The 20,284-nt window shown below is 72.9% G+C and carries 3 protein-coding genes; all 3 read right to left on the reverse strand.

The annotated features are described in order from the left end of the window. Positions 1–29: 29 nt before the first annotated feature. Positions 30–17,273, reverse strand: coding sequence for a non-ribosomal peptide synthase/polyketide synthase (locus ACFCV8_RS10655; protein ID WP_376684935.1), 17,244 nt, complete (start codon positions 17,271–17,273; stop codon positions 30–32). A 44-nt stretch (positions 17,274–17,317) separates the two neighbouring features. Beyond that, the gene (locus ACFCV8_RS10660; protein WP_376684936.1) at positions 17,318–18,736 is read right to left on the reverse strand and encodes a serine hydrolase domain-containing protein; all 1,419 of its coding nucleotides are present in this window, start codon (positions 18,734–18,736) and stop codon (positions 17,318–17,320) included. A gap of 396 nt (positions 18,737–19,132) precedes the next feature. Next, the gene (locus ACFCV8_RS10665; protein WP_376684937.1) at positions 19,133–20,260 is read right to left on the reverse strand and encodes a DUF1648 domain-containing protein; all 1,128 of its coding nucleotides are present in this window, start codon (positions 20,258–20,260) and stop codon (positions 19,133–19,135) included. Positions 20,261–20,284 lie beyond the last annotated feature (24 nt).

The following is a 20,284-nucleotide window of genomic DNA, read 5'->3' on the forward strand; positions in this document are numbered from 1 at the left end:
GATGCGCTTGGGTGCGGTCGATGACGGGCTCAGCCCTGCATCGACTCTTCGAGCTCCTGGAGGATGCGTTCCTCCACCGCGTCCGCGAGCGCGGCGACGGTCGGGGCGTCGTGGACGGCCCGGACGGTCAGGGACACCCCGAACCGGTTCCGGATCCGGGCGGTGACCTGGAGTGTGAGGATCGAGTCGCCGCCGAGGTCGAAGAAGTCGTCCTCGGCGCCGACTCGTTCGAGCCCCAGCACTTCCTGCCAGATGGCGGCGACGAGTTCCTCGCCGGGGGTGCGGGGGGCGACGTACTCCGTTCCCGTCCGCATGGCGGCCGGGTCGGGGGCGGGCAGCGCGCGCCGGTCGACCTTGCCGTTGGCGTTGAGCGGCAGGGCGTCGAGGGCGACGAACGCGGCCGGGACCATGTAGGGCGGCACGAGCGTCCTGAGATGGGCGCGCAGCGTGTCCGGGTCGCAGGTGCCGCCGTCGTGGGCCACGGTGTAGCCGACGAGCTGCGGGGCGCCGCCGTGGTCCGGGCGGGCGACGACGACGGCGCGGGCGACCGCCGGGTGCTTGCGCAGGGCCGCCTCGATCTCGCCGGGCTCGATGCGGAAGCCGCGGATCTTGGTCTGCTCGTCGGCGCGGCCGGCGAACTCGATGTCGCCGCCGGGCAGATGGCGGGCGCGGTCGCCGGTGCGGTAGAGCCGGTCACCGGGCCGGTCGCCGTACGGGTCGGCGACGAACCTCTCGGAGGTGAGCGCGGGCCGGTCGAGGTAGCCGCGGCCGACGCTGGGGCCGCCGAGGTACAGCTCGCCGGTGACGCCGACCGGTGCGGGGCGCAGCGCCTCGTCGAGGACGTACATGCGGATGCCCGGGTTGGGGCGGCCGATGGGGACGCTCGCCCCGTCCGGCAGAGTGTCGGCGCGCACCGGGTACAGGCAGGACTCGACGGTCGCCTCGGTCACGCCGTAGGTGTTGAGGACGGTCGTGCGGGTGGTGTCGGTCCGGTCGAGGAGCCGGCGGCAGTCGTCGGTGCGCCACAGGTCGGCGCCGACGGCGAGGACCCGTAGCGGGGGAAGCGGCTCGCCGCGCCGGGCGGCCTCGTCGGCGAGAGCGGTGGCCAGGGCGGGCACGGTGTCCAGATGGGTGACGTCCGCGGAGCGGACGAGGTCGAGCAGGCGCGCCGGGTCGGTGACGGTGTCGGACGGGGCGACGACGAGGGCGCCGCCGTGGCACAGGGCGTGCACCAGATCGGAGACGAACACGTCGAAGGACATGCTGGCGACGTTGAGCTGGCGCACCGGCCGGCCGTCGGTGAACCCGTAGGCGGCGTTCCAGGACGCGGCGCCGTGGCTGACGCTGCGGTGCTCGATCTGGACGCCCTTGGGCCGGCCGGTGGACCCGGACGTGTAGATGACGTACGCCAGGTCCCGGGGCCGGACCCGGGTCACGGGCGCGGTCGCGGGCCGCCGTTCGACGGCGCGGCGCAGCGGCTCGGAGTCCAGGGCGAGGACGGGCGCGTCGCCGGGCGGCAGCAGCGGGAGCAGCGACCGCTGGCTGAGGACGGTCCGGGCGCGGCTGTCGTTGAGCACGTGGGCGAGACGGTCGGCCGGGTGGGCCGGGTCGAGGGGCACGTACGCGGCGCCGGCCTTGAGGACGGCGAGGAGGGCGACGACCGTCCGTGTGCCGCGCTCCAGGCAGATGGCGACGACGTCCCCGGGCCGGACGCCGCGCTCGACGAGTTCGTGTGCGAGCCGGTTGGCGCGGGTGTCGAGCGCCGCGTACGACAGCACCTCGTCGCCGCTCAGCACGGCGTCGGCGTCCGGGGTGCGGCGGGCCTGCGCGGCGATCAGTTCGTGCAGGCAGGCGCCGTCCTCGTACGGCACGGCCTCGCCGCTCCAGCCGCCGGGCGCGACGAGCCGGGCGTGCTCCTCGTCGGGCAGCATCGACAGCGCGGCCGGGCGGACGTCCGGGCGTTCCGCCATGTCCCGCAGCAGATGGGCGAGTTGGGCCGCCAGTCGGGCGACGCGGTCGTGGTCGAAGAGAGCGGGGTCGTACGACAGGTGCAGGGCGAGGCGGTCGGCGTCCGTGTACGCGGTCAGGTCGAGCGGGTAGCTGGTGGTGTCGACGGCGCTCACGTCGGTGACGCGGAGCCCGTGCGCGGCGGCCGCTTCCTCGTTGCCGGGGTAGTTCTCGAACACGACGAGGCTTTCGAACAGCTCACTGCCCTGGGGGAGTTCGTCCGCGCACTCGCGTACGGTGCGCAGCGCCAGGTGCTCGTGGCGGCGGGCCTCCAGCTGTTCGTCCTGCAGTCCGCGCAGCCATTCGGCCACACTCGCGCTCCCGCCGACGTCGGTGCGGACCGGGAGGGTGTTGAGGAAGTTGCCGACGGTCGCCTCGACGCCGGGCAGGTCGGCCGGGCGTCCGGAGACGGTCGCGCCGAAGCACACGTCGGTCTCGCCGGCGTACCGGGCGAGGAGCAGCGCCCACGCGCCCTGCACGACCGTGTTGAGGGTCAGACCGTGGTCGCGGGCCATCCGTGCGACCGCCGCCGTCCCGGCGGGTGCGAGGGCGGTCCGCAGCCGCTCGGCCGCGTGCGCCCGGTGGCCCGGCGCGGGTGTCCGGTCGACGGGCAGTGGCGTCGGCGCGCGGAACCCGGCGAGCACGCGCCGCCAGTGCGCCTCGGCCGCCCGCGGGTCCTGCCGGTCCAGCCAGGCGACGTAGTCGGCGAACGGCGGGGCCGCCGGGACGGGGGCCTGCGTCCCGCGGGTCAGCGCCGTGTACTGCGCGAACACGTCCGCGAGGATCCGGGAGGTGCTCCAGCCGTCGAGCACGAGGTGGTGGAACGTCCACACGACGCGGACGGCGCCGGGGCGTTCGGTCAGCAGCGCGAGCCGCATCAGGGGCCCGGAGGCGAGGTCGATGCCGGCGGCGAGCTCCTGCGCCGCGAGCGCGGCGGCGTCCGTGCCGGGCGGCGCGTGCCGGACGGAGAGCGCGGCCCGCCGCCGGACGACCTGGAGGGGCCGCGGCACGTGCTCCCACACCAGGTGGGTGCGGAGCGCCGGGGTGGCGTCGACGACGCGCTGCCACGCCTCGGTGAGGGCGTACGGGTCGTCGCCGCCCTCCAGCGAGAAGGACACCTGGTCCAGGTAGACGCCCGGGTCGGCCAGGGTGTGGAAGAGCATGCCGCTCTGCAGCGGGGTCAGCGGGTACACGTCCTCGGTGTCCCGGGCCTGCGGGCCGGAGCCGACGAGGGCGTCCACCGCGGGCTGGTCGAGCCGGGCCAGCGGGAAGTCGGAGGGTGTCCGCCCGCCGGCTTCGGGTGCGGTGCAGTGCCGGACGAAGTCGGCGACCTGCGCGGCGAGGTCCTGGGCGAGCCGTTCGACGGTGTCCCGGCGGTGCCGTTCGGTCGAGTACGTCCAGGTGAACGTGAGCCGCCCGTCGGTGATGACGCCGATCACGTCCAGTTCGTGGGCGCGCCGCTCGTCGGGGTGGTGGTCGCCGCCGGGCGCCGGCAGCATGCGGCCGAGCAGTCCGCCGTCCTGCGCGGCGGAGGTGTCGAATCGGCCGTGGAAGTTGAAGCTGATCCGTGGGGCGGGCTGCCCGGTGAGGCGGGGGTCGGCGGCGAGGTGGCGCAGCGCGCCGTAGCCGATGCCGCGGTCCGGGACGGCGCGCAGCTGCTCCTTGACGGCCTTCACCGCGGCCCCGTGGTCGTCGCCCTCGGGCAGGACGGGAGCGAAGGGGTGGATGGAGGTGAACCAGCCGACCGTGCGGGTCAGGTCTACGTCGGCGAACAACTCCTCGCGTCCGTGGCCCTCGTAGTCGACGGTCGTCCGCTCTCGGCCCGTCCAGGAGCGGAGCACCCGGGCGAGGCCGGCGAGCAGGACGTCCTCGGTTCGGGTGCGGTAGACGTCCGGTGTGCGTGTCAGGAGCGCAGCCGTCGTCCCGGCGTCGAGGGTGACCTCCACGGTGGACTGGACGGCCATGGTGTCGCGGCCGTCGGGGAAGTCGACGGGCAGGGTGACACAGTCCGGGGCGACGGCCGCGCTCCAGTAGGACGCCTGGTCGTCGAAGCCGCCGTCGGCGGTGTGCCGGGCGAGCCGCTCCGCCCAGTCGCGCACGGACGAGGTCCGCGCGTCGAGCCGCACCGGCCCGCCGGAACGGGCCTGCGCATAGGCCGTCTCCAGATCCTCCAGGAGGATGCGCCAGGAGACGCCGTCGACGAGCAGGTGGTGTGCCACCAGCGCGAGGAGCGCGGGGCGGTCCGGACCGCGGTCGCCGACGAGCACGCGGAACAGCGGCCCCGAGGCGAGGTCCATCCCGGCCTGTGCGTCGGTGACGTGTGCGTGCCAGGTGTCGGACCCTCCGGCCTCGTCCGCGCCGTCGCCGGCGTGGACGGTGAGGACGACGTCCACGGGGACCTCGGCGACGGGCGCGATCACGGCCGTCCACGCGCCGTCGTCGGCGCGATGGAACATGGAGCGCAGTCCGTCGTGCCGGTCGACGAGCGCGGCCACGGCCGTCCGCAGCGCCACCACGTCGACCGTGCCGGCCGACTCGAACGCCATCGACATCGCGAAGTGGTGCGGCGCCACGGGATGGTGGGCGAAGAACCACTCCCGGACCGGGGTCGGCCCGACCGGGCCGGTCACGGCGGGACGCACCGCGTCGGCGGCCGTGCCGGAGGCGTGCAGGGACGCGGCGAGATCCGCGACGTTCGGCCGCCGGAAGACGTCCCGCGAGGTCAGGGACATCCCGGCCCGGCGGGCCCGCGAGACGACCTGGAGGCTGGAGATCGAGTCGCCGCCGAGCGCGAAGAAGTCGTCGTGGACACCTACCTGTTCGAGGCCCAGGACATCGGCCCAGATACCGGCCAGGGTCTCCTCCTGCGCCGTGCGCGGGGCGACGTACTCTTCCGCGGCATCCGTCTCGGGGGCGGGCAGGGCCTTGCGGTCCACCTTGCCGTTGGCGTTCAGCGGTAGCGCGTCGAGGACGACGAACGCCGACGGAACCATGTACTCCGGCAGCAACGCAGCCGCATGGGCGCGCACCGCTCCCATGTCCAGGTCTCCCCCGTCCGCCGCCACGAGGTAGGCCACGAGGCGCTTCACCCCGGGCCGGTCCTCACGGACCTGCACCGACACCCGGCCGACCGACGTGTGCCGAGCCAGGACCGCCTCGACCTCCGCGACCTCGATCCGGAAACCACGGATCTTCACCTGACCGTCCCCACGCCCGAGGAAGTCGAGCCGGCCGTCCTCCCGCCACCGCACCAGGTCGCCCGTGCGGTAGAGCCGCTCACCGCTGCCGAACGGATCGGCCACGAACCGCTCCGCCGTCAGATCCGCACGCCCGTCATAACCACGCACCAGACCCGAACCACCCAGATACAACTCACCCACAACACCCACACCCACCGGACGCATCGCCGCATCCAGGACGTACGCACAGGTGTTGTCCATCACCGCACCCAACGGCACTACGGACGCCCGGGTGTCCCCCACCCCGACAGGACCACACACCGCGAACGTGGTCGACTCCGTCGGACCGTAGACATGAACCAGCCGGGTGTCCGGGCAGTGCTCCAGCATCCGCCCCATCGCCGCACCCGACGCCGCCTCACCACCCGTCCACACCTCGCGCAGACCCGCGAAACACCCCGGATCCTCACCCGCCAGCAAATCGAACAACGCCTTCGTCATGAACACCGAAGAAACACCGGACACCACGGCATCCCGCACCACCGACGCACTCAGCTCCGCCTCGGCAACGACCACCGTGCCACCGTTCAGCAACGGCACCCACACCTCGTACGTCGCCGCGTCGAACGAATGCGGCGAATGGAACAACACCACATCATGCGCACCCGACCGCCACCGGCCATCAGCCACAAGCGCCACAATGTCACGGTGCGTGACCGCCACACCCTTCGGTACACCCGTCGACCCCGACGTGAACATCACATACGCCAAGGAGTACGCCGGAACCCGCTGCGGCAGCGCCACCACACCCGACGGAGCGGACCCGACAGCAAGCGCAGAAACCCCGCCGACCTCGACAGCGTCCCGGTCCGTCAGCACCACACAGACCCCGGCCTGCGCCAGCACCTGCCGCAACCGCTCCTCCGGATACGAGGCATGCAGCGGAACGTACACACCGCCCGCCTTCAGCACCGCCAGCATCGCCACGACCACGTCCGCCGACCGCTCCAGCAGCAGACCGACCCGGGACTCGGCCACGACACCACGCTCGACCAGAACACCCGCCAGACGGTCGGAGGCGGCGTCCAGCTCCGCATACGTCAGCGCAGCACTGCCGCAGCGCACCGCCACCGCCTCAGGGGCAACGGCCACACGACGCGCGAACACATCCACCACCGAAGCAGCCCCGTCGAACGAAGCCACCGCACCCCGCCCCGACTCCCGCACCCGAGCAGACTCACCCACACCCCACATCGGCACCTCGCCCAGCACCGCACCCGAAGCCACACTCGCCACCAGCCCCTCGGCCAGCCCAAGCCAATGCCCCGCCATCCGCTCCACGGTCACCGCATCGAACAGATCGGTGCTGTAGGTGACGGCGGCGAACAGACCTTCCCCGTCAGTGGGTTCGAACTCCATGTTGAGATCGAACGGGCTGGCCTCGACAGGTGGCAGGGCCTCCTCGACGACGAGTCCGGGCAGGGCGAACGTCTCGCGGGGCGCGTTCTGCAGGGTGACCGCCGCCTGCACGAGCGGGGTGCGGCTGGGGTCACGCTCCGGAGCCAGTTCCTCCACGAGCCGGCTGAACGGGACCGCCTGGTGCTCGAAGGCCGCGAGGGTGGTCTCACGCACGTCGGCGAGCAGCGCGCCGAAGCCGGCGCGGGCGTCGACTCGGGTGCGCAGCACGAGCGTGTTCACGAAGAACCCGACGAGCGGCTCCAGTTCGGTTCGCTCACGCCCGGAGACGGCCGTTCCGACGGCGATGTCGTCCTGGCCGCTGTAGCGCGCGAGCAGCAGCTGGGTGACCGCGGTCAGCGCCATGGACAGGGTTACGCCCTGGGCGCGGGCCGCGTCCGTCAGCGCCGTGGCGAGCCGCTCGGGCACCCGGAAGGAGTGCAGGGCGCCGCGCCCGGTGCGGACCGCGGGGCGGGGCCGGTCGGTGGGGAGCTCCAGCGGCTCGAGCCCCGCCAGTCGCGTGCGCCAGTGGTCGATGTGCGGCGCGAGCGCGGCGTCGGTGAGACGCTCCCGCTGCCAGACGGCGAAGTCCGGGTACTGCAAGGGGAGTTCGGGCAGTGCGGCATCGGCGGCCGACCCGTCCACCGCCGCCGCGTACAGGGCGCTCAGCTCCCGGGTGACGACACCCATGGACCAGCCGTCCGTGACGATGTGGTGCATCGTCAGCATGAGGGTCGAGGTGTCCGGAGCCGGTCCTTCCACCAGGAGGACGCGGAGCAGGGGTCCGGTGCTCAGGTCGAACGGCGCGGCGGCCTCGGCGCGCAGGGCGCGGTGGTGCTCCTCCAGGTCCGCGGCGTACAGGGTGCGCACCGGCACGGCGGCGGTGGCGTGGACGCGCTGCGTGCCGCCGCGCCCGTCGGCAGAGCCGAAGGTCGTGCGCAGGGCCTCGTGGCGGGCGACGAGGGCGGCGACGGCCGCGCGCAGGGCGTCGGTGTCGAGGGCGCCGAGCAGTCGCAGGGTGGTGACGACGTTGTACTCGTTGCCGCCCGGGGTGAAGGCGTCGAGGAACCAGAGGCGTTCCTGCGCGTACGAAAGGGGGAGCGGATCGGCGCCGCGGGGCGCCGGGGCGAGGGCGGCGTCCGTCCGGACGTCTGCCGCCGCGGCGCATGCGGTCGCGAGGGACGCGACCGTGGGGTGGTCGAACAGGGTTCGGGGCGAAAGGTCGGCCCCGAGCGCGGCACGCAGTCGGGAGGCGGCCTTGAGGCTGGTGATGGAGTCCCCGCCGAGGGCGAAGAAGTCGTCGTGGCGACCGATGCGTACGGTGCCGAGCAGCTCGCCCCAGACCGCTGCGATCCGCTCCTCGGCCCCTGCCCGCGGAGGCTCGTGGTCGAGCGTGGTTTCGGGTCCGGGCACCGGCAGGGCGCGCCGGTCGACCTTGCCGCTGGAGTTCAGGGGCAGGGCGTCCAGGACGACGAACGCGGACGGGACCATGTACGACGGGAGCAGCTCCCGCGCCTGTTCCCGGACCCGGGGGACGTCGATCCCGGCGGGGTCCGATGCCGTTACGGCGGCGGCGTCGCCGGCCGTACCGGCGGCGTCCTGCTGCACCGCCGCGGGCACGAGGTAGGCGACCAGGCGCTTCGCGGAGCCGTCCGGGCCCGCGGCCAGGGCCTGGACACTGACCCGGCCGACGCCGGCGCAGCGGCCCAGAGCCGCCTCGATCTCGGCGAGTTCGATCCGGAAGCCCCGGATCTTCACCTGTCCGTCGCCCCGGCCCAGGAAGGCGAGGCGGCCGTCGGGCAGTCGGCGCACGAGGTCGCCGGTGCGGTAGAGACGCCCGCCGGCCGGGCCGTACGGGTCGGCGACGAAGCGTTCGGCGGTGAGCCCGGGGCGGCCGTCGTAGCCGCGTGCCAGGCCGGGTCCGCCGAGGTACAGCTCGCCCGGCTGCCCGGTGCCCACCGGGCGCAGGGCCGCGTCCAGGACGTACGCGAGGGTGTTGTCCATGGGGAGGCCGAGAGGCACGGCCGCGCCGTCGGCGAGGTCCGCCGTGTCGAGGACGCCGCACACCGCGAAGGCGGTGGCCTCGGTGGGGCCGTACACGTGGACGAGGCGGGTGTCGGAGCAGTGCTCCCGCACGCGCCGCATCGCGGGGCGGGAGGCGGCCTCGCCGCCGGTCCACACCTCGCCGAGACCGGCGAAGCAGGCCGGGTCCTCGTCGGCGAGCGCGCCGAAGAGCGCGGTGGTCACGAACAGGGCCGTCACACCGTGCTCGGCGACGGCGCGCCGCACCGCGTCGGCCGTGAGGTCGCCGTCGGCGACCACGACGCGGCCGCCGTTCAGGAGCGGGGCCCACACCTCGTAGGTGGCCGCGTCGAAGGAGTGCGAGGAGTGGAACAGCACGCAGTGCTGCGTGCGGCGGGTCCAGCGGCGGTCCGCGGCGAGGGCGACGATGTCGCGGTGGGTCACGGCGACGCCCTTCGGCTCGCCCGTCGATCCGGAGGTGTACATGACGTACGCGTCGGCGTCGGGGGCGACCGGACCGGCCGCCGCGGGAGCGACGCCGGGGACGCCGGGTTCGGGGACCGCGCCGGTGCCGAGGACCTCGGCAAGGTCGAGCGTCGGGACGGCGGGCGGTGCCGTGAAGACGCCGTCGGTGAGGAGGAGCAGCGCGCCGCTGCGCTCCAGCATGGCACGCATGCGGTCCGCCGGGTGCCCGGAGTGCAGGGGGACGTATGCGGCGCCGGTGCGCAGCACGGCGAGCATCGCGACCACCACATCGGCCGAGCGGTCGAGGAGCAGGCCGATCCGGGCCCCCGGGCCGACGCCGCGCGACCGCAGCGCGGCTGCCAGGCGCTCCGCGCGGGCGTCGAGCTCCCGGCGGGTGAGCGTGCCGCCGGCGCCGACCACGGCGACCGCGTCGGGGGCCTCGGCGACCAGACGGGCGTACTGCTCCGGAAGCGAGATCGCGGGCACGGCGTCCGCGTCGAGCGTGCCGCTCCACTCACCGCCGAGGACGCGGGCGCGCTCGTCGGCGGCCAGCAGCGGGAGCGATCCGGTGGTGGCCCCGTCACCGGACTCCGCCAGCGCCTCCAGGACGCGGGCGTACCGGGCGGCGAGCAGCCGAACCGTCCCGGCGTCGAAGAGCTCGGGGTCGAAGCCGAAGGTGAGCAGGAACTCCCCGGCGGGACGGGCGGTCAGGGTGAGCGGGTAGTTGGTCGACTCGACGGCCTCCAGCCCGGACACGGTGACGCCGCGGTCCGCCGCGACGGCGTGGACGGGGTAGTTCTCGACGACGACGAGGCTGTCGAACAGCGGCGTCCCGGAGGGCAGTCCGGGCGTGTCGATCTCGTGCAGCGGGACCTGCTCGTGGGCACGGGCCTCGGCCTGGGCGTCGCCGATGCGACGCAGCCAGGCGCCGACCGGCTCGTCCGGCTCGGTGACGACGCGGACGGGCACGGTGTTGATGAACAGTCCGACCGTCGACTCGGCCCCGGGCAGATCCTCCGGCCGACCGGAGACCGTCGTGCCGAAGACGACGTCGTGCCGTCCGGCGTACTGGCCGAGCAGCAGCGCCCACGCACCCTGCACGACCGCTCCGACGGTGACCCGGTTGCGGCGGGCGAAGTCCGCGACGGCGCGGGCGGCACCCTCGGCCAGGCCCAGGGTGACGCGTTCGCCCGAGCATGCCTGGTGCGCGGCCTGCGGGGACCGGTCGTACGGCAGGGGTGTCCGCTCCTCGAACCCGGCGAGGCGGCCGGACCAGAAGGCGTGGCCGACGGCCTCGTCGCGGCCGGCGAGCCGGCTCAGGTGGTCGCGGAACGGCTCCCGGCGCGGGAGGGGCTCGCCGGCGCAGAGCGCGGCCACGTCGGAGAGGACGGCGGCGGCGCTCCAGCCGTCCATCAGCAGGTGGTGGAAGGACCACACCACGCGTACGGCGTCGTCGGCGACCCGCACGAGGGTGAGCCGCATCAGGGGCGCGTCGAGGCCGATGGCCCCGGCCCGGTCCGCGGCGAGCAGGTCCGCGAGCAACCGTTCCCGCTCCTCGGCGGTGCGGCCGGTCCAGTCGGCGTACACGATCGGCAGCGGGCGGGCGCCCGCGCGGTGCACGATCTGGACGGGCTCGGCGACACCCTCCCAGACGACGGAGACGCGCAGTGCGTCCGACGCGTCGACGACGGCCTGCCAGGCCCGCGCCACGGTCTCCACGTCGCTGGCACCCTCCAGCAGGAAGGTGAACTGTTCCAGGTAGAACGGGGAACCGGGCGCGCCGAGGGTGTGGAAGAGCATGCCGGACTGCAGCGGGGTCAGCGGCAGCACGTCCTCGACGGCGCGGGCGTCGCCGACGCGCGCGACGAGCGCGTCGACCTCGTGCTGCGCGAGGCGGACGAGGGGGAAGTCGGACGGCGTGCAACCGGCGGGCCGTCCGGGGGCGGCGCAGTGCGCGATCAGGGAGCGCAGCGCGTCCGCGTACCGACGGGCGAGGGTCTCGACGGTCTCCCGGTCGTGCACGTTCGCGGAGTAGGACCAGGTGAAGGTGAGGACGCCGTCCTGGACCGCGCCGACCACCTCGACGAGGTGCGGGCGCTGCTCGGCCGGGTGGTGCTCGCCTCCGGGGTTGAGCACGAGCGAACGGTGCAGACCGCCGGTCCCCTCGTCGAACTGGCCGAGGTAGTTGAAGGCCAGGTCGGGGGTGCTGCCGAGGTCCGTGGCACCCGCCAGGTAGCGCAGGGCCCCGTAGCCGATCCCCTGGTCAGGTATCGCCCGCAGTAGCTCCTTGACCGTGGATACCGTGCCGGCCCAGTCGTCGTCGGCCGGGACGGGCAGGGCGACCGGGTGGATGGCGGTGAACCAGCCGACGGTCCGGGTGAGATCGACGTCGTCGAACAGCTCGCCCCGGCCGTGCGCCTCCAGGTTCACGGCCCACCGCGGGGCCGGACCGGCGGCGCCGTCGCCGTCGCCGTCGACCGGCAGTGTGCCGCCGGTCGCCCAGGGGCCGACGGCACGGGTGAGCGCCGCGAGCAGCACGTCGTTGGGACGGGTGCGGTACGCGCCGGGCACGTCGAACAGCAGAGCCCGGGTCTCCTGCGCGGTCAGGCCGACCGAGACGGTCCGCTCGGAGGCGACGATGTTGTCGCCCCCGGGGTGGTCGACGGGGATGCGCACGGCGGCAGCGGCCGCCTCGCGCCAGTGGTCCAGCTGGTCGTCGAAGCCGCCCTCCCGTACGTACGCGGTGAGCCGGTCGGCCCACTGGCGCACGGACGTGCCCTTCGGGCCGAGGTCCGGGGTCCGCCCGGCCCGCGCCTGCTCGTACGCGGTGGCCAGGTCCTCCAGCAGGATGCGCCAGGAGACGCCGTCCATGACCAGGTGGTGCGCCACGACGACCACGCGCACCGGCCCGTCCGTACCGGTCCGGACCAGCACCCGCACCAGAGGCCCGGCGGCCAGGTCGAGCCCGGCCTGGGCGTCGCGGACCACAACGTCCCAGGCGTTGTCGCCCGCGTCACCGTCGGGGAGCTCGTGCAGGGTCAGCACCGCGTCGGGGTCGGTCCCCGCTGTGAGGCGACCGGTCCACGTGCCGTCGTCCTCGCGAGCGAACGTGGAGCGCAGGGCGTCGTGCTGCGTCGTCAGAGCGGCGACGGCAGTGCGCAGTGCGTCCAGGTCCATGCCGTCGGGAAGCGCGAAGGACGCGGCCATGTTGAAGTGGCCGGGCGCGACGGGGTGCGTCTCGAAGAACCACTCCCGGACGGGTGTGGTCGCGACCGCACCGCTGACCGTGCCGGCCTCCACGAGCCGCGTACGGGTCCCGGCTTCCTCGGCGACCGGGCGCGCGTGCGTGGCGAGGGCGGCGATGGTGGGGTGTTGGAAGACATCCCTGGAGGACAGCGTGAGTCCGGCGCGGCGGGCGCGTGAGACGACCTGGAGGCTGATGATCGAGTCGCCGCCGAGGTCGAAGAAGTTGTCGTGCACGCCCACGTCCTGAAGGCCCAGGACCTCGCCCCAGACCGACGCCAGAACACGCTCCGTGTCCGTCCGCGGAGCAACACGGGCATCGTGGTCAGCGGTGAACTCGGGCGCGGGCAGAGCCTTGCGGTCGAGCTTCCCGTTCGCGTTCAACGGCAACTCCTCCAGCACCACGAACGCAGACGGAACCATGTACTCCGGCAGTGCCGCAGCCACATGCTCACGCACAGCCCCCATGTCCACATAGGGGCCGTCGGTCACCAGGTAGGCGGCGAGGCGCTTGACGCCCGGCCGGTCCTCACGCGCCACGACCACCGCCCGCGTCACCGAACCGTGACCACACAGCACACTCTCGATCTCACCGAGCTCGATCCGGAAGCCACGCACCTTCACCTGGTCGTCACCACGACCCGCGTACTCCAGAGTGCCGTCCGCACCACGACGCACCACATCCCCCGTCCGGTAGAGCCGGCCACCGGCATGGAACGGATCCGCGACGAACCGCTCAGACGTCAGCCCCGCCCTGCCGTGATACCCACGCGCCAGACCACCAGCGAGATACAACTCACCCCACACACCCACCGGAACCGGACGCAGCCGCGCGTCCAGAACGTAAACACCCTTGCCCGCGACACTCCGCCCGATCGGCACCATCGCACCGGTCGGCCCAGAATCCGTCTGCGAGAACCATCCCGTCGCATACACGGTCGCCTCGGTCGGACCATACAGATTCGCCACACCAGCACCCGGCATGACCTCCCCGATCCGCTCCCGCAACCCTGACGGGAACGCCTCGCCCGCCAGGACCACCAGACCCGCATCCACCCGCGCGTCCTGCTCCAGGACCGCGGCGAACGCGGACGGCACCGCCGACACCAACGACCCCGACCACGACTCCCGCTCCGCCAGGACCAGCACGTCCCGCACGACCTCCAACGTCCCACCCGACGCCAACGTCCCGAACAGCTCGAACACCGACACGTCAAAATTCAACGACGTCGAGAACAACACCCGCCCGAACCGCTCCACACCCAACGACACCGCCCACTCCACCAGCCCCGCCACCGAACCATGCGGAATCACCACACCCTTCGGACGACCCGTCGAACCCGACGTATAAATCACATACGCCGCCGAACCCAGAGACAGCCCATCAACCTCGGGCAGCAGCCCACCAGTCACCGGTGGACCTGCGAGCAGTGCCTCGTCGATCACCACCCGCACATCACTGTCCCCACGCATGAACTCCAACCGGTCCGCCGGATACTGCGGATCCAGCGGCACATACGCACCACCCGCCCGCAACACCGCAAGCACCGCCACCACCAGATCAGCAGACCTCGGCAACGACACCCCGACCCGCGACTCCACCCCCACCCCCAGCGCCACCAGACGCCCGGCCAGCACCTCCACACGAGCCCACAACTCGCCATACGTCAACGACACATCCCCACACACCACCGCCACCGCACCCGGCACCGCACCCACACGCTCAGCAACCAACTCCACCACCGAACGACCACCCGAACCCACACCCGGCCCCGCCCACTCCCCCAGGGCAAGATCCCGCTCACGCGAATCCAGAAGAACAACCCGGGACAACGACTCCTCAGGAGCAGCAGCAACAACCCCAGCCAGGAACAACCAATGCCGACACATCCGCTCAACAGTCACCGCATCAAACAGATCGGTGTTGTATTCCAGCTCGGCGGCCAGGCCGCCTCCTTGCTCCTCCCAGAACTCCCACGAGAGGTCGAACTTCGCTGCCGTGCGCGGCACGTGGGTCCGGCGGGCGGGGAGGCCGGCGAACGAGCCGTCGAGGCCGAGGGAGTTCTGCAGTACGACGAGCGCCTGGAACAGCGGGCTCCGGCTGGGGTCGCGCTCAGGCTCGACGGCGTCCACGACCCGGTCGAAGGGCACGTCCTGGTGCGCGAACGCGTCGAGCGTCGTCTCCCGAACCGCCGACAGCAGCGCACCGAAGCCCTGCGCCTCGTCCACATGGGTCCGGAGCACCAGGGTGTTGACGAAGAAGCCGACCAGATCGGCCAGTTCCGGGCGTTCACGTCCCGAAGTGACTGTCCCGACCGCGATGTCCTGGCGGCCGGTGTACCGGGACAGCAGCAGCTGGGTCACCGCGGTCAGGGCCATGAACAGGCTCGCGCCGCGTTCCCGCCCCGCCACCTTCAACCGGTCGGCGAGGACGGCCGGGATCTCGAAGGTGTGCAGCGCGCCCGCCGAGGTACGGACCGCTGGCCGCGGCCGGTCCGTCGGCAGCTCCAACGGCTCCAGGCCAGTCAGCGCCTCGCGCCAGTGCCGCACGCCCTCCTCGTACACCCCGCTCTCGGATCGCGCGCGCTGCCAGGTTGCGAAGTCTGCATAGTCCAGGGTGATTTCTGGAAGATTGTGCTGCTCACCGCGGAGCGCCGCGGTGTAGAGCGCGCCCAGCTCGCGCACCATCACGCCCATGGACCAGCCGTCGGTGACAATGTGGTGCAGCGACAGGGCGAGGACGTGCTCGTCCGGGCCGAGGCGGACAGTGAGTACCCGGACGAGCGGCCCTCGGGAGAGGTCGAACGGGGCCGCCTGCTCGTCCTGGAGGATTCGGCGCAGCGTCTCGTCCCGCGTCGCGGCCGGCTCCGCCGTGAGGTCCGCCGTCCGTACAGGCACGGGGATGTCGTCGTGAACGTGCTGGTGGTGTCCGTCGAACGTGGTGCGCAAGGCTTCGTGGCGGGCGACGAGACCGGTCAGCGCGGTGCGCAGGGCCAGGTGGTCGAGGTCTCCGGCGATCCGCAGGGCGAGGCCGGTGTTGTACGACGTGTCGTCGGGCGCGAAGTCGGCCAGGAAGGCCAGACGTTCCTGCCCGGGAGAGAGCGGCAGGAGTCCGTCGCGGTCGGCGCGCGTGATCACCGGCTCGGCGTTCCCGCCGGGTGTTCCGGCGCCGGACGACGGGGCGAGTGCCGTTGCCAGTCGCTCGACGGTCGGGTGGTCGAAGAGTGTGCGCGAGGACAGGTCGCCGCCGAGGACGGCCCGAACACGGCCGATGGCACGCAGGGCGGCTATCGAGTCGCCGCCGAGCGCGAAGAAGTCGTCGTGCACACCGACCTGTTCGAGGCCCAGGACATCGGCCCAGATACCGGCCAGGGTCTCCTCCGCCGCCGTGCGCGGGGCGACGTACTCCTCGGCCGCCTCCGACGCCGGGGCGGGCAGGGCCTTGCGGTCCACCTTGCCGTTCACCGTCAGCGGCAGCGCGTCCAGCACGACGAACGCCGACGGAACCATGTACTCCGGCAGCAGAGCGGACGCGTGGGCGCGCACCGCTCCGCTGTCCAGGTCTCCCCCGTCCGCCGCCACGAGGTAGGCCACGAGGCGCTTCGTGCCGGGCCGGTCCTCACGGACCTGCACCGACACCCGGCCGACCGACGTGTGCCGAGCCAGGACCGCCTCGATCTCCGCGACCTCGATCCGGAAACCCCGGATCTTCACCTGACCGTCCCCTCGGCCCAGGAACTCCAGCCGGCCGTCCTCCCGCCAACGGACGAGGTCACCGGTGCGGTAGAGGCGTCCGCCCCGGCCGAACGGATCGGCGACGAACCGCTCCGCCGTCAGATCGGCACGTCCGTCGTAGCCACGCGCCAGACCCGAGCCACCCAGATACAGCTCACCCGTGACGCCCACGCCGACCTGCCGCAGCGACGTGTCCAGGACGTACGCCGTCGTGTCGTCCATAGCGGTGCCCAGAGGAACCGTCGCTGCGGCCGTGTCGGTCGGGTCGAGCGCGCCGCAGACGGCAAAGGTGGTCGTCTCCGTGGGGCCGTAGACATGGACGAGCCGGGTGTCCGGGCAGTGCTCCAGCATCCGTCCCATCGCCGCACCCGACGCCGCCTCACCACCGGTCCAGACCTCCCCGAGGCCCGCGAAGCATCCCGGGTCCTCACCCGCCAGCAAGTCGAACAACGCCTTCGTCATGAACACCGAGGACACACCGGACGCCACGGCATCCCGCACCACTGGCCCACTCAACTCCGCCTCGGCAACCACCACCGTGCCACCGTTCAACAGCGGCACCCACACCTCGTACGTAGCCGCATCGAACGAATGCGGCGAATGGAACAACACCGAACCATGCGCACCCGACCGCCACCGACGATCGGACACGAGCGCCACGATGTCGTCATGCGTGACCGCCACACCCTTCGGCACACCCGTCGACCCCGACGTGAACATCACATACGCCAACGACTGCACCGGAACCCGCCCCGGCAGCGCCACCACGCCCGACGGAGCGGACCCGACAGCAAGCACGGGAACCCCGCCGACCTCGACAGCGTCCCGGTCCGTCAGCACCACACAGACCCCGGCCTGCGCCAGCACCTGCCGCAAACGCTCCTCGGGGTACGAGACATGCACGGGCACATAGGCCCCGCCGGCCTTCAGCACGGCCAGCATCGCGACGACGACGTCCGTCGACCGCTCCAGGAGCAGACCAACCCGCGACTCCGCACCCACGCCACGCTCGACGAGGGCGCACGCCAGCCGGTCGGAGGCGGCGTCCAGCTCCGCGTACGACAACGACCGCCCACCACATCGCACCGCCACCGCACCCGGCGCGGACACCACCCACCGGGTGAATGCATCCACGACCGACGTCATCGACTGCTCGTGCTCGAACATCGTTGTTTTCCCCTGAGTGTCTGATGTGGCGTGCGGTGGTGGCGTCAGAGTCGCTGGAGGGCGCGTCCGCCGTACTGGAGCAGGGCGATCGGACCGCCGGGGTGTTCGCGGACGAAGCGGCCGACGATCGGCAGGCCGTCGTGCTCGCGGTCCCGGGCGACGAAGCGGTCGTCGGTGTGGATGGTGAGGAGGTAGTCGGCGTAGTCCTCGCGCGTGAGGTACAGCTCGCCGTCCGGGCCGGTCATGACGACGAGGTGCAGGTCGCCATTGGCGTACGTGCCGAAGTAGGCGCCCGGCTCCGTGACGCGCGGGGCCTCGGGGTCGGGCAGGCGGTAGTGGCCGAGATCGAGGCCGATGGCGCGGAGCTCGGAGACGAGGGCCTCCCACAGGCGGGGCCCGGCGGTGGAGTTGGCGGTGAGGGCGAGGGCGGTGCTGCTGCCCGGGTGGAGCCGGAGGTTGCAGCTGGCACCGCCGACGGCTCCGTCGTGGCCGTACCAGACGCCGCGCTCGCCTCGGTGGCTCATGAGGCCGAGGCCCCAGGCGTCGGCCAGGCCGAACGGCTCGGCGCCGGGGACGGGTTCACGCATGAGGCGTGCCTCGTCCTCGGGGAGCAGGTGGTGGTGGGCGAAGGCGGCGCGGTCGTCGAGGTGGAGGCGGGCGGCGGTGACGAGGTCGACGGCGCTGCCGGTGAGGCCTCCGGCCGCGGCGAGCGACAGGTCGGTCATGTGGTCGACGACCTCGGCGGGGGCCCCGTCCGGGCGGACGGCGTGGCCGTCGGCGAGGGCGCGGGCGGGCCGGCCGCTGCCGGGGCGCGGGTCGTGCAGGTAGGCGGGGGTGATCCCGAGGGGGTCGAGGAGGCAGCTGTCCATGGCGGTCCACCAGTCCATGCCGGCGGCGGCCTCGACGACCGCGCCGAGGAGGCAGTAGCCGGTGTTGGCATAGGAGAACGCGAGACCGGGGGTGTGGAGGGCGGGCGCCTGGGCGCACGCGGCCACGAAGCGCCGGTAGGAGGGGCCGCGCAGGTCCGTGCCGTCGATGCTGTCCGGGAGCCCTGCGGTGTGGCTGAGGAGCTGGCGGACGGTGGCGCTGCCGAGGCCTGAGCCGCCCGGGGCGTTGCGGAGTTCCGGAAGGAGGCCGGTGAGGGGTTCGTCGAGGTCGATGTCGCCGTCGGACACGAACTGCATGACGAGGGTGGCGGTGAAGAACTTCGTCACGGAGCCGAAGGGGAAGGCGGTGTCCCGGGTGACGGGCGCGCCGGTGCGGACGGACTCCGTTCCGTAGGCGTGCGCGTGAAGGGTCCCGTCGTGGTAGAGCGCGAGTTGGGCGCCGGTGACGCGGTGCTCGCGGGCGAGCTTCTCGAAGAGGCTCGGCAGGGCATCCGTCAGGCCGCGGGGCAGTACGCCGTCAGGGGCCTCGGACGGGGCGTCGCCGACAGGCCCGGCGGGTCCCGTCGTCGCGTCCACGGTACCGGCGGGTCCCGCCGTCGCGTTCACGGTTCCAACAGGTCCGGTTGTTGCGGAGGCCGGGCTTCCGGCCGTTTCCGCGACCGGCTGTCCGGCCGTCCGCGCGAGCGTTTCCGGGACCGTCACCACGACCACTCTCCTGTTCTCGGGGTCTCTCCGCCGCCGTCGGCGGCCGGCCACCATGGGGCCGTGGCCGCGCCGGAGCGGCGCGAGGGCGTGGTGGCGAACACGGCGGGGCAGCACGGCGGTTCGGACCTGCCGCGCTCTTCGACCCTCAGGCTCTCCCGCGTTCCGGGGTGCTCGCAATCTTCTTCGAGTGCGGTGAAAACAGCTGCACGAAAGGCCCGTTCCGGGGAGAGCCGGATCCGGGCCTTCGACGTGCGGGGAGGGGCGGTGTCACATGGCGACCGCCGCGACGACGCCGGCACCTGCGGCGAGGGCGACGAATACCGCGAGGAGGACGAGGAATCGGAGGTTGCCGAGGTTGACGGTCCAGCCGAGGCCGACGCGGCGGGCCACCATGATCGCCGGGTCGTCGGTGTTGACGTAGATCAGGCCGCCGCCGTGCCAGAAGCGGTCGTCGTCGCGGGGTACGAGGCCGCTGTCGGGTTCGGCGACGGTGTCGGGGAGTCGGCTGCCGCCGGGGCCGACGCGCAGGACGAGATGGGCGACCATGCCGAGGACGGCGAGGAGGGGGACGCCCACGACGAGGCCGATGACGGCCTGGGAGCGGTTGTCGGCCCACATCATCCCGGCGAGGCCGAACAGCATGAGGTCGATGAGGGCCGCCATGCCGAGGACGGAGCGGGACATCGCGGCGAGGTAGCGGCGGTACCGGGTGGCGCTGGTGCGGGGACGGCTCACGTCGAGGTCGGCTCGGGCGCGCAGCAGCCCGGCGACGGAGCCGGCCATGGTGGCGGTGACGGCGATCTGAGTGAGGACGAGGGCGAACGCGGTCCAGACAGTGGTCGCGTACTCGCGGTAGACGGTGCCGCTGGGGGACTTCTGGGGCAGGGCCATGTGGTCGGGCAGGTCCGGGTAGACGACGGCGCCGACCACAGCGGTCACGGCGACGATCACGAATGCGGGGATCGCCCAGGCCCAGGGGAAACGGACCGGGTCCGTGCGCAGCGAGGTGTCCGTGAAGGCGCCCTGCCGGGTCTGCTCGTACCAGCCGCCCTGCTCCTTGGCCCGGGCGACGGCCCGGTGTGCGCGGACCCACAGGACGGCGGAGGCCACGGTCAGCAGCACGCTGCCGCCGACGGCGCAGACGGCGCCTGCGGCGAGGCTGTCGAAGGCGGCTCCGGCGGCGAGGGCGAACACCGCGACACCTGCGGACGCGCCGAGGAAGAGATTGCGGTAGCGCCGCCGCTGGACGGCGACTTCCGGCGCGTCCGCCTTGTCCGGTGGGACACGCACGCCGAAGGGGACGGACGGCGGGTTGAGAAGGGGGCTGGGGGCGAGGACGAGGGCGGCGCTGACGGCCGCGAGAATGCCGAGGTTGAGAAGAGCGTTGTACAGCACGGAGTTAACTCATTTCGTGTTCAG

The sequence above is a fragment of the Streptomyces sp. NPDC056347 genome (assembly GCF_042262625.1).
Taxonomy (GTDB): Bacteria; Actinomycetota; Actinomycetes; order Streptomycetales; family Streptomycetaceae; genus Streptomyces.